This is a genomic window from Mycobacterium sp. P4_H6 (assembly GCF_056400845.1).
Genome location: NZ_JBFUKN010000005.1, coordinates 60,964 through 76,507, shown reverse-complemented (window position 1 = coordinate 76,507; position 15,544 = coordinate 60,964). Strand labels below are relative to the sequence as shown.

Here is a 15,544-nt window from a genome sequence, read left to right as displayed (position 1 = left end):
GATATGCGCTCGCCGGCCGGGCTTTACGTCGTCGACGACCTCACACCCCGATCAGGGAGTCCACCCAGCCGCGCGCGAAGTACAGCAGGAAGCCCGCCGCGACGACCCACAGCAGCGGGCTGACCTCACGGCCCTTGCCCGCCGCCGTCCGTACGACGGCCCAGGAGATGAAGCCGACACCGATACCGTTGGCGATCGAGTAGCTCAGCGGCATCACCGCGACGGTCAGCACCACCGGCAGCGCGATGGAGAAGTCGGCGAGGTCGATCTCCCGCAGATGCGAGGCCATCATGGCGCCGACGATGACCAGCGCGGCGGCGGCGACCTCGGTCGGGACGATGGCGGCCAGCGGCGTGAGAAACATTGCGGCCAGGAACAATCCGCCGGTGACCAGGCTGGCCAGCCCGGTACGTGCGCCTTCGCCGATACCGGCACCGGACTCGATGAACACCGTGTTCGACGATGCCGAGGCGGCACCACCGACCACCGCGCCGGCGCCCTCGACGACCAGCGCCGACTGCAGCCGCGGGAAGTTGCCGTGCTCATCGGCGACGCCGGCCTGCCGGGACAGACCGGTGAAGGTGCCCATGGCATCGAAGAAGTTGGTGAACACCAGGGTGAACACCAGCATCACCGCGGCCAGGATGCCGATGCGTCCGAAGCTGTCCAGGCTGAACGCACCGACCAGCGAGAGGTCGGGGACGGCGAACGGGGACCCGCTCAGCGTCGGCACCGACAGCCCCCACCCGCCGGGCTTCTCGGTGGCCGACCCCAGATGCCAGATGGCCTCGATGACGACGGCGACCACGGTGCCGGTGATCAGTCCGATCAGGATCCCCCCGCGCACCTTGCGGGCGACCAGGATGCCGGTGATCAACAGCGTGAAGACGAACACCACGGTGGGGATGCTGGTGACCGATCCCTCACCCTGACCGCCCAGGCCGACCGGCGGGGACGGACTGCCGGTGGAGGCCACGAACCCGGCGTCGACGAGGCCGATGAACAGGATGAACAAACCGATACCGGCCGTGATGGCGAGTTTCAGGGGCATCGGCACCGCATCGAAGATCAACCGGCGCAGTCCGGTGACCGCCAGCAGCACGATGATCACGCCGTTGATGACCACCAGCCCCATCGCCTCGGGCCAGGTCAGCGACCCGACCACCGAGGACGCCAGGAAGGAGTTGATGCCGAGGCCGGCCGCAAAAGCGAACGGCAGCCTGGCGACGACACCGAACAGGATGGTCATCACACCGGCGGCAAGCGATGTCACCGCCGAGACCTGGGTGAAGCCGAGTTGATCGCCCGCGACATCCGGCGAACCCGACAGGATGATCGGGTTCAGCACGATGATGTAGGCCATCGCGATGAAGGTGACGACACCGCCCCGCAACTCGGAGGCGATCGTCGATCCGCGTGCACTGATTTCGAAGAAGCGGTCCAGCCGGTTCACGGTTCGACCTTAAGGTGCCCCGCGGGGTGCGCGCGCGACGACCCACCCGAATTCACCCAGGCCAGGAACTCGTCGGCGGAGATCACCGGCTTACCCAGCTCGTGGGCCTTGCGGGCCTTGCCCGACTGGGTGCCGGCCTCCGCGGTGACCAGCACCTCGCAGCGGGTCTTGGTCACCGTCTTCACCGGCGCCAACCCGGCCGCCTCGGCGAACCGCATCATCTGCTCACGTGACACCTCGCGTCCCGCGGTGTCCTGTGCGGTGCCGGTGAAACAGATGCGCGCTCCCGGCACCAGCACCGATCCGACATCGGTACCGGTCTGCGCGGATTCGACGGCGTCGTCCACGATCTCGATCTCGAGCAGTCGCTGCGCGGCACGCAACCGCGCCGCTACTTCTTCGGTGAGGCGGACCCGGCCCGCCGCCGCACGCAGCTGGTCGGCCACCGAATGCCGCGCCGCCGCGATCCACGGGGTGACCTCCAGGTCTTCGATGGGATGCTGCGCACCCAGCAGCGCGGGCCCGATCTGCCTGCTGACCGCCAGCAGCGCCGAGAGCGCGGGCAGTGCTGCGGCCGTCGGCGTCGGCACGGTGTGGCTGCGGGTGATCAGGTGCCCGGACAACGATTCCGGGGGATCGCCGAACGGTGACGAACCCGACGCGCTTGCCCCCGATTGGGTGAACGCGGCCAGCGTCGTCGTCGCGTGGTCCAGCGCGGTGCCATCGGTGCGCCGAACCGCGGAGCGCGGCAGGTCGACACCGAGGGGCATCACCGTCACCTGGCCGAGGCGTTTGAGCTCGAAGTCGATCAGGCCCAGCGTCTCGTCGATGCCGGCGCCCACCGGCGTGCAGCCGGTCAGCATCGGGGCAATGACACCCCAGGCCTCGGCAAGCGTGGGGGCGAGCAGGATGTCGGACACGCTGATCCCGTACGCCGTCCGGGCGTCGGCAAGATCGCGCTGCGGATTGACCAGGGTGGTCACCGCCGTGCCGTCCTCGAAGGCGACCGCCAGCTCCACCGGTCGCGGCCGGGACATCCGGCCCTCGTCGCCGACCGTCGATATCGCGATCGCGCAGAACCGGTGCGCGCCACCTTCTCCGCCCGCACCCTGCAGGAAGCGCGCGATCCGGCGGTCGGTCTTCAGATCCTTGGGCAGCACCGGACGCTTGAGCACCAGCCCGCTCATCGAGGTGCAGCGGCTGAGCGCGACGTAGAGCTGCCCGTAGGAGAACATGCCGCCGGTCAGATCGACGACCAGCCGGTCCAGCGTCTGGCCCTGGCTCTTGTGGATGGTGATCGCCCAGGCGAGCTTGAACGGCAGCTGGGTGAACGTGCCGCAGACCTCGTGGCGCAGCGAGCCGCCGTCCACGACCGGCCGGGTCGCCTCCCAGGTGTTGAGGCCGACCTCGGCGCGGCTGCCGTCGGTGAACTCGACGATGACGGCGGCCTCCTCGCCGGCCACCCGGGCGACCACCTTGCCCAGCGTGCCGTTGACCCAGCGATCCGACTGGTCGTTGTTGAGCATCATGATCTGGGCGCCGACCTTGAACCGCAGGGTCTCGTCGGCGGGCGGGTCGAACAGGCTCAGGTCACCGGTCTGGCGGGCGTGATGCACGATCTCCTCGCCGGCCAGCCGCTCCAGCTGCTGACGGTTGCGCGCGGTCACCAGCCGGTTCGTCGGGGCCAGCGTCAGCCAGAACTCGTCATCTGGTGGCACGAAATCGGGGTCGGTGCGTGCGTTGAGCTGTTCCTGGGCGTGTCCGAGCAGCAGGCCCTCGCGGATCTCGTTGAGGATCGCGGTCATCCGGTCATCGCCGAGCTGGCGGAACACCGTCGTCAACGCCACCATCGGGAACTCGTCGCGGCGGAAGGTGTCGGCGGAGAAGAAGTAGGGGGTGGGGTAGCGGTCGGTGAAGAACCCGGCCTCGGCCTCGGTGACGACCGGGGGCAATTGGTAGAGGTCACCGACCAGGACTATCTGCACGCCGCCGAACGGGGCGCCCGGGTCGGGGCCGAACCGTTGCAATGCGGCGGCGATCTTGTCGAACAGGTCGGCGCGGACCATCGATGCCTCATCGATGATGAGGGTGTCCAGTGCCTTGAGCGTGCGGGCGAACCGGCCGGGGTAGTAACGGCCGGTGCTGATGTCGGTGAGGCTGGTGGTGCTGTTGAATCCGAACAGCCGGTGGATGGTGTAGCCCTCGACGTTGAGGGCCGCGATCCCGGTGGGTGCGACGACGACGCAATTGCGATCGGTCTGGGCCATGAAGCGGCGGATCAGCGTCGACTTCCCGGTGCCCGCCTTGCCGGTGAGGAAAACGTGTCTGCCCTGGGCCAACAGGCCCATGGCATCGCGGAACTCGTCGGTCAGTACGAACTCGCGGGCGGGCACGCGACGATGGTGCCAGACCGTCCCGCGCCGGGGTGTAACGCTTCGGCGTCCACAGCGATGAACCATGCGAGACAGCTGCTGGGCCAAACAGGCCGGTGTCGGGGGAGATGACTGCGGATCGCAGTAGTGGCTGAGAATTTGCCCTGCTCCGGAAATCGAGGAGTCGAAGCACAATGGGTGCAGCGCGTGAGGAATTCCTGAGGCGAAGCATGGTGGCCGGTGTGGCCACGACCGTGGTGATGTCGCTGACCGCACTCACCGCCGGCGTGGCGCCGGCGGTCGCCGATCCGGAGATCGTCGCGACGACGACGGCGGAGGCTCCGCAGCAGTCGGGCGGCTCCGGTGGCTCCGGCGGCGAGGGACGCGGTGGTGGTCGCGGTGGCCAGCAGGAGTCGCCGTACGTCGAACCCGCCGTGACCCCGGAAGCGCCGGCGCAGACCCAGGCGCCCGTCGCCACGCAGGCACCGGCCACGCAGGCACCCGCGGTCGCCCAGGAGCCGGTCGTCACACAGGCACCGGTGCAGACCCAGGCCCCGGTCGAGGCGCCGCGCGTGACGGTCGCCCCCGAGACCGTGGCCCCCAAGCCCGAACCCAAACCGGAACCCACGCCCGATCCCAAGCCGCAGCCCGCCGTCGAGCAACCGACGACGACCAGCACCAAGCGGCCCAGCACGCAGGTGACCACCTCCCCGGCGGCACCGTCTGCACAGCCCGAGCCGTCGACCACCGCCCCGTCGACGGGGACGTCCGAGCCCAAGCCGGTCGAGCAGGAGGCGCTGAACACCAGCCCGTCGGGCGCAGCGCCCCGGTCCGGTGAGGCGACGCCGAGCGACCGGCCCACGACCGAGAGCTCGGCAGCGGCCGAACCGTCGGAGACCGAAGCCTCCGCAACGCAGGCCCCCGAAACCGAAGCCACCGAATCCGAAGCCTCGGACACCGAATCGTCCGCGGCCGATGAACCCCAGGTCGAAAATGCCGCCAAGGTGATCGAGACGCTGAAGCCGGAGGTGCTCGACGCCCCGGTCGCGGACGTCCAGCTCGCCAGCAGCGCCAAGCCCGTCGAGGTGAACCCGGAGCCGGCCAAGCTCGAGGAGCTCGCGCAGCTGTCGTCGTTGGTCGGTGTCTCGAATGAGCGGGACCGCCTCGAGGAGGAGCGCCGCCAGCTGCGGGAGGACCAGCGCGAGTTGCGGGAGGACCAACGCGAACTGCGCGCCGAGCAGCGTGACTGGGACAACCGGGTGCGGCAGTGGAGCCCGGACTGGGTGCAGTACGACGAGTTCTACCGGCCGATGATCGTGAACCCCTACCGCGATCCGGTGCGAATCGTCTACGAATACGAGAACCGGCCGCGGGTCGTGACGATCCCGCCGCTGCAGCGGATGGTCATGTACGTCGCCGACCTCGCGGCCTACAGCTTCACCGCCGTCGTGCTCAACACCATCAACACCGTCGTGAGCACCGCGGTGGGGGTTGCGGTCGGAAGCTTCTTCGGTGGTGGCTTCATCCCGAACATCGCGAATATTGCGAACTTCAYGCCGCCGCCTCCGCCGCCGCTGTTCCGCTACGACAATGTGCCGGTGCAGGTGCGCTACTCGGACGCGGTGTACGAGCCCTTCCGGGTGCAGCGCATCGTCGATGTCGGTGACGACGCCCGCTACGGCGAGCGCCGGGTGCTGCTCGACGGTGTGACACCGGCCTGGGGCGTCTGGAAGCAGAACGCCGTCGGCGAACGGCAATTCGAGGTGCACCGCACCCAGCAGTACCCGGGTCTGGACACCCCGCGCGAGGGCCCGCTGCCCGGGGACTACCGGATGACGCTCGCCTCCGACGAGGTGCCCGCGAGCACCGGCGGCGGCCAGACCACGTTGATCATCGCCGCGGTCGCCTGCGCGGTGCTCAGCCTGGGTGCCGTCGGAGCGGCCGCTCTGATGGGACGCCGCCGCCGGGTCTAGCGGGTCACGCGTGCACGTTGCGCAGGCCGACGGCACCGCGCAGGCCCGAGCAGTTCACGCACCCGACGCAGCCGACACAGTCGGTGCACGCCACGCACCCGATGCAGGCCCGGCATTTCTGGCAGGCCACGCATCCGATGCAGGCCACGCATCCGACCAGCGCGGCGCACAGCACCAGGAACGCGCTGCCCACCACGGCGAACCCGCCGGCCACCCCGGCACTGCCACCGGTACCGATCGACCCGGCGACGCCGGCGCTCTGCACGGTGGCAATGGACCCGGCCACCCCGGCGCTGCCGACGGTTCCGATCGAACCCGCCACCGCGGCGCTGCCGACGGTGCCGATGGAACCCTGGACCGCGATGCTGCCCACGGTCGCGACCGAGTCGGTGCCGACCGGGTCTGTCTCGGAGAGGATCTCGTTCATCAGTCGGCGCCCTTTCCGTTGTCGACGCGGTACACCGCGCCGTGGATCGCGGCTGCGTCATCGCTGGCCAGGAAAGCGATGGTCTTCGCGACATCGACCGGGTCCATCATTCCGCGCGGCGCGGCGATCCGCATGATCAGGTCCCAGTCGGCGTCCTCCGGCGCGGCGAACTCGGTGACCTGAGCGGTCAGCATCCCGCCCGGACACACCGCGTTGACCCGCAGCGTCTCCTTGGTGAACTCGACGGCCATCGCGCGGGTCAGCCCGATCAGTCCGTGTTTGGCGGCGCAGTAGCCGGCCGAATACACCTCGCCCTCCACTCCGGCCACCGAGGACACGTTGACGATGTTGCCGCCGGACTCCAGCAGATGCGGCAGCGCGGCCTGGCTCAGATAGAACGGCCCGTTGAGGTTGACCGCCAGATCGAGATCCCACTCGGCGTCGGTCACCGACGCGGTGCGCCGCATCTGGTGGAAGCCCGCCACATTGGCCAGCACATCGATGCGCCCGAACGCCGCGACACAGTCGGCCACGGCCTGCCGGCACGCATCGGCGGTGCCGATGTCATAGGACCCGAACCGGCCGCCCGGTACGTCGGCGAACACCTCGGCCATCCGGTCGCTGTCGCGGGCCACGCCGTAGACCGTTGCGCCGCGTTCGGCGAACAGCGTGGCCGTCGCCGCCCCGAGCCCCGCTGACGCGCCCGTCACCAATGCCACTTTTCCGTCCAATGAGGTCATGTTCGTGACTCTCTCACGGGGGCAAACCGCGGACGTGCCAGACGCGTCCTGCAATACTGCGAGGCGTGAACATACTTCGCGGGTTGTTCAGTGTCGTGCTGCTCGCCCTCGGCATGGTCGGGTTTGCCGCACCGGCCCAGGCGAACCCGCAGCAGGTGCTGGAGGGCAACTACACCTTCCACCAGGACGGACTGCCCACCGCCGTGTGGTCGATCTACCCGGTCTGCGTGCCCGTGGTGGGCGACCTGCGTGCCGAGATCCGCGACCCGGTCGCCTGCATCCTGCACGTCAGCTCCACCCCGACGGCGGTGGCCAAGGGCGGTGACGCCAAGCTCACCGGCGGACTGTGGACCTACAACGTGAACACCATGGACGGCTTGACCTGCCCGGACGGCGGCACGGCTCCGCTCTACGAGACGTTCAAGTTCGACACCATCACCATGACCGGCACCCGCACCATGTCGCACAACCAGGTGTGCGGGTTGCCGGCGACGCTGGACACCAAGCCGTTCTCCATCAGCTTCCGCGACCCGTTGTCCATCCCGGTCAACGAGTACCCGCTGGTCTGCGAGCCCGGCGGCCTCAAGCGCTGCTGGTAGCACGCCCGTTTCCGTGAAAGGAAGTACGTGACCAAACGCGTCGTGGTGTGGGGCACCGGTTTCGTCGGAACGATGGTGATCGCCGAGATCGTCAGACACCCGAACTTCGAACTCGTCGGCGTGGGGGTGAGCAACCCCGACAAGGTGGGCCGCGATGTCGGTGAGATCTGTTCTCTGGGTGCGCCGTTGGGGCTGACGGCCACCGATGACATCGACGCGCTGATCGCCCTGAAACCCGACGCGCTGGTGCACTACGGGCCGACGGCAGCCCAGGCCGACGCCAACATCGAACTGATCACCCGCTTCCTGCGGGCCGGTATCGATGTCAGCTCGACGGCGATGACACCGTGGGTGTGGCCGAAGATGCACCTGAATCCGCCGACCTGGATCCAGCCGGTCACCGACGCCTGCGAGGCCGGGGGAGCGTCCTGCTTCACCACCGGTATCGATCCCGGGTTCGCCAACGATCTGTTCCCGCTGACGCTGATGGGCCTGTGCTCCGAGGTGAAGACGGTGCGGGCGTCCGAGCTGCTCGACTACACCAATTACACCGGCGATTACGAGTTCGAGATGGGCATCGGCCGCCCACCCGAATACCGGCCGCTGCTGGAAAGTCCGGAAATCCTGATCATGGCCTGGGGCGCCACCGTCCCGATGATCGCGCACGCGGCCGGTATCACGCTCGACGAAATCACCACCAGCTGGGAGAAGTGGGTGACCCCGGAGGACCGCAAGTCCGCCAAGGGGGTCATCGAGGCGGGAAAGGTCGCCGCGGTCCGGTTCACCATCAACGGCCGGTGGGGCGGCGAGACCCGCATCCAGCTCGAGCATGTCAACCGGATCGGCCTCGACGCCGCCCCGGACTGGCCGACCGGCAATGACAACGACGTGTATCGCGTCGATATCGAAGGCACGCCCAGCATCTCGCAGGAGACCGCGTTCCGGTTCACCGACGGTTCCGGACGTGACGCCGCCGCCGCGGGCTGCCTGGCGACCGGATTGCGTGCGCTCAATGCGGTGCCCGCCGTGAACGATCTGCCGCCGGGCTGGGTGACGGCACTGGATCTGCCGCTCATCCCGGGTGCCGGCACGATTCGCTGATGACCACCGGCGCCGATACCGTCCTGCAGCGGCTCCTGGCGGGTGGCGTGTCGGTGTGCTTCGCCAACCCCGGCACGTCCGAGATGCATTTCGTTGCGGCACTTGATGACAGCCCGCAGATGCGCGCGGTGCTGTGCCCGTTCGAAGGGGTCGCCACCGGTGCGGCAGATGGTTATGCCCGCATCGCCGGCCGGCCCGCGGCCACCCTGCTGCACCTGGGTCCGGGACTGGCCAACGGGCTGGCGAACCTGCACAACGCCCGGCGCGCACACACCCCGGTGGTGAATGTGGTCGGTGACCACGCCACCCATCACGTCGAGTTCGACGCCCCGCTGGAATCCGATATCGAGGCGCTGGCCGGCTGGCCGGAAGGCCTGGTGTACCGGCCGCATTCGGCCGCCGGGCTGGCTGCGTCCGTCGACGCGGCGATCGCCGGCGCGGTGGGTCCGCCGGGCCGGGTCGCGACGGTGATCCTGCCCGCCGACTACTCCTGGGGGCCCGCGGAACCGGGCGCGCCGTTGTCCGACCCCGCACCGGCCGATGCCGGTCCCGGTGGAATCGGCGTGCCGGCGGCAGCCGAGATGCTGCGCGAGTACGGAGCGAATACCGTTGTGCTGCTGGGTGGTTCGGCCACCACCGCCGAGGGCCTGACGGCCGCGGCCCGGATCGCCGCCGCAACCGGGGCCCGGCCGCTGGTGGAGACCTTCCCGGCCCGGGTCGCGCGCGGACACGGGATCCCCGCCATCGAGCGGCTGGCATATCTGGCCGAGCAGGCCGAACAACAACTCACCGGCGCGACCCAACTCATCCTGGTCGGTACCCGCGCCCCGGTGGCGTTCTTCGCCTACCCGGGCCGGGCCAGCGGCCTGGTGCCCACCGGCGCACAGGTGCACACACTGGACCCCGCCGATCTCGGCGCGCTAGCCGCGCACCTCGGTGTGCCTGCGCTGCCGGCCTCCGAAGCGGTGCCGCCGACGCTGCCGAAAGGCCCTCTCACCGTGGCGAACTGGGCCGAGGTCATCGGCGCTCTGCTGCCGGAGAACGCCATCATCTCCGATGAGGCCAACACCAGCGGTGTGCTGCTGCCGGCCGCGACCGCCGCATCGCCCGCCCACGACGTGTTGACGCTGACCGGCGGTGCGATCGGGCAGGGTCTGCCGGTGGCCGTCGGTGCGGCGGTGGCCGCCCCGGACCGGCCGGTCATCGCGCTGGAGGCCGACGGCAGTGCGCTGTACACGATCTCGGCGTTGTGGACCATGGCGCGCGAACAACTCGACATCACCGTCGTCATCCTCAACAACCATGCCTACGCGATTCTGCAGCTGGAACTCGCTCGCGTCGGTGCTCTCAGTACCGGCGAGAAAGCCCGGTCCCTGCTGGATTTGAGCCGGCCCGATATCGACTTCGTCGCCATCGCCACCGGATTCGGGGTGCCCGCCACCCGGGCCACGACCGCCGAGGAACTCGCCGAGCAGTTCGGTGCGGCACTGGCCCAGCCGGGCCCGCACCTGATCGACGCCGCCGTTCCCGCCTGGGGCTAGCGTGGCGGCCGGGGCCGCTTGTGCAGCACCACCTGGGCCATCGGGATCTGCATCTCCTCCGGTGCGCCCGCCAGCCGCTCCGCTACTCCTGATGCGAGCGCATCGCAGAAGCGCGCACGCCGATCTGCAGTGCCGCCATCGAGGGAACCTGCCAGCGTCTGGAACACCGCGGCGCGCAGGAACGAACTCCACTGCGCCCCGAAAGCCGTTGCGTCCTTGTCCTTCTGGTATTGCCGCCAGAACCGGTCCTCGGCATCGAACACCTCCAGGTGCTCGATGGTGAGCTGCTCCAGGCGCCCGGACGGGGCGAACGGGGTGGTGAAGTCGGCGGCCCGGCGCCCGCAGATCGGGATGCACATCCTGGTCAGTTCGTCGGCGGTGATGACTGCGCGCTGGACCAGTTCGGCGAGTTCGGCCATCAGCGCCGCGAACAGCGGCCGGTAGCCGAATTCGCCGTTCTCGCCGACGGCCATCGTCATGACCACCGCACGCCCGCCGGGACACAGCTCGCGACCCCGGTAGGCGACGAACTCGTGCCAGTCGCGGGCGGCCTGCCGTTCATGGGCGGACCGGATCGTCTCGTCGGCGCTGTAGGCGGCGTGGATGTGGTCGGTGACCGGCGCCGGCAGCCGGCTCAGCCACAGCACCGACCACGAGGACCAGCCCAGACTCACCGTGTTGGACGGCACGATCTGGGTGTAGAAGGACCGCCCGACGGCCGAGGAGAACGCGGCCTGGTCATGGCGCAGATAGCTGTCGGGATCCTCGCGCAGGGTGTTGAACAGCGCGCTGAAATCGTTCTCCGGCACATCGGTGTGGGTGACCAGCACCGACTGATCGGCCCGGGTCCGTTTCCGCAGCACCGAGATCGCCGCGTTGATCGGCAGCAGCGAATTGTGGCCGTTGGCGGCGCCGTAGTCGGCGATCACGATCGGCAACGGCGCCGGTGGGATGGGCACCGCCCCCGCGGCCTGCTCGAACAGCGCGATCGCCTGCTTCAGCCCGGCGGCCTGCAGCCGCGAACTCGCGCTGTAGTCGCCGCTGCCCACCGGCACCGGACGCACCACCACGCTTGATTCGGGCATGCCGTGAGGGTAGTCCCGTCTCGCGGTACGCGCCGTCGAAGCGGCCGTCGTGCCAGACTTCCAGCCATGAGTCCAGCTACTGTGCCGCGCCTGCTCACCATCCTGGCGGTGGTGACCATGGTGGTGGCCGGGATCGGGTTCGTGGCGTCGCTGATTCTCAACGCGTTCGTCTTCGACAAGTACAACGCCTACGGCGAGGTGCCGATCCCCGGTGCCGAGCAGCTGCAGCTGCCCGCCGGTGAGGTGATCATCAGCTTTCACACCCAGATCATCGGCAGCACCAGCGGTGGTGGCCTGCCGATACCGGATCTGCAGATGGGCATCGACCCGCCGGCCGGTGTTCCCGAGCCGGTGATCACCGAAAGCATCGGCGGCACAACCACGGTGAACAACGATGCCCGGGTCCGGGTGTGGGTGGCCCAGGTCGCCGAGGACGGCAGGTATCGGATCCGTACGGACGGCAACGTCGGCGCCTATCTCAGCCCGCGCCTCGCCTTCGGTCACGGCAGCCGGTGGGGCGCCCTGCCCTGGTGGTGCGCGGCGGTGTTCGGGCTCGCCGTCGTCGACCTGATCATCGCGAGGATCTGGGCTGCCAAGGTGCGCCGCGCGCCGCGCCCGGTGCCCACCGGACCGCCGCCGCCGACCTTCCATCTCGGCGACCCACCGGAGGTGTCCTACCAGCCGGCGTCCGCGTACATCCCGACCGAGGACGGTATCCGCATCGAGCAGCTGAAAACGCTGGCCGCCCTGCGTGATTGCGGCGCACTGACCGACGCCGAGTTCGACGCCGAGAAGCGCAGGCTGCTAGGCGGCGGGTGAGAGCAGCCGGGACCGCTCGAAGCGTCCTGCCGGCTCGAACCGGGCCAGCACCTCATCGGCCGGTTCGCCGGCGAACTCGGTGATCAGGGCCTTGGCGGCTTCCACCGAGGTCACCGCCTCGAACGGGCGGGGATCGTCGAGCAGCCCGAACAGCCTGCCCGCGAACCGCGGGCTGCCGCTGGCGGCGGCGAAGTACAGGTTGCCGTATTCGGCGAAGTCCGGATCGGCCAGGAACAGCTGGGTCACCCGCTGGGCGGCGCGACCGCGCCGGTCGTAGAACTCCTCGAAGGCCGCCGTCAGCCAGGCGGTGTCGAACGGTCCGTCGTGTGCGGCGGCCTTGCGCACCAGCGCGGCGGCGTGGATCAGCCCACCCTGGGCGCCTTGACCGGCGATCGGATCGTAGGAGATTGCGGTGTCGCCCAGCGCGGCGACGGGGTGCCCTCCGGCGGTGTGCCCGACCCCGTGCCGCACCACCTGGGTGACGGCCCCGGTGAGCCAGGAATGCGGGTCCTCCTCGATGACCTGGAGCCTGCTCACCTCGGGTAGGTCCCAGTCGATGTAGTCGCGGTGCAGTCCGGTCGCGATCTCCAGGGCGGTCGTCGCGTCGGTGACGGTGGAGAATCGGCGCGCGAAGTCGCTGCCCGGGTGGGCCCACCCCAGGAACGCCCAGCTCGGGCCGGCGTCCTTGTGCAGGTAAGGGCCCCAGAAGGTTTCGCCCTGGCCGGCCACCACGGTGAAGGCGTGGTGCTGCCCGCCCGCGGTGCTGCGATGGGCGAACACGTCGGGCCCGTGGCCGAGCCCGGTGACCGAGAAGGCCAGCAGGCTGCGCTGCGGCTTGTCGTAGACGGTGCGGGCGGTGTCGACGGGGAACAGCGCGGACAGCCCGCCGCGGCCGGTGGCCACCAGCGTCAGATCGGCCTTGGCGGCGATGGCGTCGAGGCGTGCCGGGTCCACCGCCTCCACCACGAAATGTCCGCCGCGCTGCTGGAACAGGCTGAGTCGGTCATCGGCCTTCAGTCGGGTGTCCACCGCGACACCGCGGGCGCCGTCGAACCAGCCGTCGAAGGCGATCGCCTCGGTGGCACCGTCGAGTACCCGCACGCTCTGCCCGGTGGACAGCGGCGCCGTGGCGAGATAGGTGTTGAGCCCGAGGCTCTCTTCGGCGCGCTGCGCCTCGCCGAAGATCAGCGCGGTGCCGGTCGCCGGCACGTCGTCACGCAGGGCGGCCTGGTCACGTTCGCTGTAGATGGTGACGTCAAACCCGTTGTCCAGCAATCCCAGTGCCGCCGTCACGCCGGTCTGCCCGGCGCCGATGATCGCGGCGGTGCGTCCGCTCGATGTCGTCATGGCTGTTGACTATCGGCGCAGCGCCCGGCCGCGGGTAGGTACTGGCTCAGCGTGATCGCAAAGCCGTCAGTTCGGCGCGGTGCCGACGAGCCTCATCAGCGGGTCGGTGGGCCCGATGTCCAGCGTGCATTCCCGGGGACGCGGGTCCGGCACGAAGGCCCAGAACATCGCACCCGCCGTGCCCTGCCTGCGCATTTCGGTGAAGGCGTCGCGCAGCACCCGTTCCCGCTCGTCCAGCGATCCGCAGGATCCGGCCTCCATCCCGATCTCGGTGATCAGCAGTGGCTTGTTCAGTTTCTGGGCCTGCTGCGCGCGCCGCGCGAGCCCGTCGAACACGTTCCCCGGCAGGTAGTCGATGCCGTGGTAGAAGTGGTACTCCAGCACGTCGACCCCGGGTGAGGCGTTCACGTATTCGAAGGCCTCGCCGGCCGAGCCGCACTGACCGCCGCCGGCGTGACCACTGAAAATCGGTGTGCCGGGGTCGAGTTCGCGGATTCGGGCGCCGGTGGCGTCGTAGAACGCGCGCAGTACCTTCGCCGAGTCGGGGTGACAGTAGCGCCGGGTCCAGTCGCACTGCGGATCCCGGCAGTCCGACGGTTCGGGTTCACCGACGGCCGTCCAGCCGGCCAGCGCCGGTGAGCCGGCCCAGCGCTGCACAGCGGTGTCCATCCAGGCCTGGAAGGACATCGGCAGGCCGGGTGCGATCTCGGTGTGCCAGCCACCGGCGTACCACTGGTAGTCCTTGAAGGAGTCTCCTTCGCAGCTGCCTTCGTTGCTGGAGAGCACCGCGATGAGCAATTGGCCGTGGCGTTCGGCGGCGCGGACCACGGCGTCCAGGGCGCTGAAGTCGAGTTGCCCGGTGTACTTGTTCACCGCGAGGCTGGAGAACGCGTTGAACCGGGTCAGCGAATGTGGTTGCAGCTGATTGAAATACGTGTCGAGGTCCACCTGAGCGCCGCACCCGGCGTTCACCGACCAGTCGGTCGCCAGCTGGTAGGCGTTGATACCGATCGGCCACCAGGGTTGACCGTCCAGGGTCAGGGAGGTCCCCGAGACCCCAAGATCCGGGATCTCCGGTGCGGGTGCGGCCGTGGTCCTCGCCGGTGCCGGCTCCGGGTGGTCCGGTAGCGGAGCCGCGCACGCGACAGCGGCGATCATCATGGCCAGGCACATGACCATGGTGAGCAGCCGCCGCCCCGACATGGGGCAGAGCCTAATACCCGGCGGCCTCAGTGCACGCCCAACAGACGGGCGTCGACGGAAACGATGTCGGAGCCTTCGCCCGGCAGCCGGACCGCGAGGTTGCCGTCCGCGTCGACGCGGTTGCCGACGATGACCACGAACGGGGTGCCCACCGGCAGGCCGCGGGCGGCGACACCCGAGGCGTCGGCGGGATGGTCGGTCAGCAGGACGGCGCGTTTCCTGGCCAGATGCTTGCGATCGGGGGACGGGGGCGCGGCCGCCGGCGCCCCGGGCGGTGGCAGCCAACGATCCTCGTGCCGCCCGGCGCGGCACTGTGCGGCGAAGGCGAGCGCCGCCTCGGGGTCATCGGAGAACAGGTCGTACATCGCGACGTCGATGCCGTGGTATTCGCGATACTCACCGTCGCGCTGCGGCATCGGGGTTCTCAGATACCGGCGGCCGCTGGAGCGTTCGATGCCGAGTTCGATGACGAGACCACCGTCGCGGACTTCGTGCACTGTGTCGAAGGTGTAGACCGCCGGTGCGGGCACCGCCTCCGGACTGCTGTCGGCGTCGGTGCCGTGCAGTCGCAGCCCCAGCCGCACCAACCCGAAGGCCACGGCGGCCACCGACGCGCCCAGTGCCGTGCCCGCGCCGAACGCGACCAGCGGGTAGTAGAACGTGTAACCGTCTGCCCGCCAGGCGGATACGACGGCCACCACATAGACGGCGACCGCCGAGGCCGGTATGCCGACGACGGCCAGGGCCACGCCGACCATTGCCACGCCGGGTGCCCCGCTGTCGCTGAGCATGACGCTCATGGCGCCGGCGTACACCGCCAGGCCCACCCAGCCGAGCAGCACGACGAACAGCAGGATCGTCGCGACGGCGTCAACGGTGTGCAT

At 69.5% G+C, this 15,544-nt stretch carries 13 protein-coding genes; 5 read left to right on the top strand and 8 right to left on the bottom strand.

Annotated features, from left to right (window positions below; translation table 11 throughout):
* Positions 1 to 40: 40 nt before the first annotated feature.
* Both AC1DTF_RS03645 and AC1DTF_RS03640 read right to left on the bottom strand, forming a co-directional pair.
* Positions 41 to 1,453, bottom strand: coding sequence for an NCS2 family permease (locus AC1DTF_RS03645; RefSeq protein ID WP_057169763.1), 1,413 nt, complete (start codon positions 1,451 to 1,453; stop codon positions 41 to 43).
* Positions 1,450 to 3,801 (bottom strand): AAA family ATPase, encoded by a 2,352-nt coding sequence (locus AC1DTF_RS03640; protein ID WP_477473100.1) that lies wholly within the window; start codon positions 3,799 to 3,801, stop codon positions 1,450 to 1,452. Before AC1DTF_RS03640 ends, AC1DTF_RS03645 begins: the two co-directional genes overlap by 4 nt.
* A gap of 218 nt (positions 3,802 to 4,019) precedes the next feature.
* Here AC1DTF_RS03640 and AC1DTF_RS03635 point away from each other — a divergent pair, with 218 nt between their 5' ends.
* On the top strand, positions 4,020 to 5,798 hold the full coding sequence (locus AC1DTF_RS03635; RefSeq protein ID WP_477473069.1) for a hypothetical protein: 1,779 nt from the start codon (positions 4,020 to 4,022) through the stop codon (positions 5,796 to 5,798).
* Between the two features lie 4 nt (positions 5,799 to 5,802).
* Here the strand turns inward: AC1DTF_RS03635 and AC1DTF_RS03630 are convergent, their stop codons facing one another.
* Together AC1DTF_RS03630 and AC1DTF_RS03625 are read right to left on the bottom strand one after the other, a co-directional pair.
* Positions 5,803 to 6,225, bottom strand: coding sequence for a hypothetical protein (locus AC1DTF_RS03630; RefSeq protein WP_057169765.1), 423 nt, complete (start codon positions 6,223 to 6,225; stop codon positions 5,803 to 5,805).
* Complete coding sequence (locus AC1DTF_RS03625) at positions 6,225 to 6,965, bottom strand: SDR family NAD(P)-dependent oxidoreductase (RefSeq protein ID WP_477473068.1); 741 nt, start codon at positions 6,963 to 6,965, stop codon at positions 6,225 to 6,227. The genes AC1DTF_RS03630 and AC1DTF_RS03625 overlap by 1 nt, the downstream gene beginning before the upstream one ends.
* A gap of 65 nt (positions 6,966 to 7,030) precedes the next feature.
* Between AC1DTF_RS03625 and AC1DTF_RS03620 the strand changes: the two genes are divergently transcribed.
* Genes AC1DTF_RS03620 through AC1DTF_RS03610 form a run of 3 tightly spaced genes read left to right on the top strand, consistent with a single transcriptional unit; the run spans position 7,031 to position 10,206 of the window.
* On the top strand, positions 7,031 to 7,564 hold the full coding sequence (locus tag AC1DTF_RS03620; RefSeq protein WP_477473067.1) for a hypothetical protein: 534 nt from the start codon (positions 7,031 to 7,033) through the stop codon (positions 7,562 to 7,564).
* 27 nt (positions 7,565 to 7,591) lie between these two features.
* Positions 7,592 to 8,665 carry an NAD(P)H-dependent amine dehydrogenase family protein gene (locus tag AC1DTF_RS03615; RefSeq protein ID WP_477473066.1) on the top strand — a complete coding sequence of 358 codons (1,074 nt, stop codon included), beginning with the start codon at positions 7,592 to 7,594 and terminating at the stop codon, positions 8,663 to 8,665.
* Positions 8,665 to 10,206 carry an acetolactate synthase large subunit gene (locus AC1DTF_RS03610; protein WP_477473065.1) on the top strand — a complete coding sequence of 514 codons (1,542 nt, stop codon included), beginning with the start codon at positions 8,665 to 8,667 and terminating at the stop codon, positions 10,204 to 10,206. Before AC1DTF_RS03615 ends, AC1DTF_RS03610 begins: the two co-directional genes overlap by 1 nt.
* On the opposite strand, the gene AC1DTF_RS03605 is transcribed toward AC1DTF_RS03610, so the two are convergent.
* Positions 10,203 to 11,291, bottom strand: coding sequence for a class I SAM-dependent methyltransferase (locus AC1DTF_RS03605; protein ID WP_477473064.1), 1,089 nt, complete (start codon positions 11,289 to 11,291; stop codon positions 10,203 to 10,205). The genes AC1DTF_RS03610 and AC1DTF_RS03605 overlap by 4 nt on opposite strands.
* 66 nt (positions 11,292 to 11,357) lie before the next feature.
* Here AC1DTF_RS03605 and AC1DTF_RS03600 point away from each other — a divergent pair, with 66 nt between their 5' ends.
* Positions 11,358 to 12,110, top strand: a complete 753-nt coding sequence (locus AC1DTF_RS03600) for an SHOCT domain-containing protein (RefSeq protein ID WP_477473063.1) — start codon at positions 11,358 to 11,360, stop codon at positions 12,108 to 12,110.
* Here the strand turns inward: AC1DTF_RS03600 and AC1DTF_RS03595 are convergent.
* From AC1DTF_RS03595 to AC1DTF_RS03585, 3 genes are all read right to left on the bottom strand, one after another.
* Positions 12,096 to 13,457 (bottom strand): styrene monooxygenase/indole monooxygenase family protein, encoded by a 1,362-nt coding sequence (locus AC1DTF_RS03595; protein WP_477473062.1) that lies wholly within the window; start codon positions 13,455 to 13,457, stop codon positions 12,096 to 12,098. The genes AC1DTF_RS03600 and AC1DTF_RS03595 overlap by 15 nt on opposite strands.
* A 66-nt stretch (positions 13,458 to 13,523) precedes the next feature.
* Positions 13,524 to 14,660, bottom strand: coding sequence for a beta-mannosidase (locus tag AC1DTF_RS03590; protein WP_477473061.1), 1,137 nt, complete (start codon positions 14,658 to 14,660; stop codon positions 13,524 to 13,526).
* A gap of 26 nt (positions 14,661 to 14,686) precedes the next feature.
* Positions 14,687 to 15,544 (bottom strand): DUF7161 family protein, encoded by an 858-nt coding sequence (locus tag AC1DTF_RS03585; RefSeq protein WP_477473060.1) that lies wholly within the window; start codon positions 15,542 to 15,544, stop codon positions 14,687 to 14,689.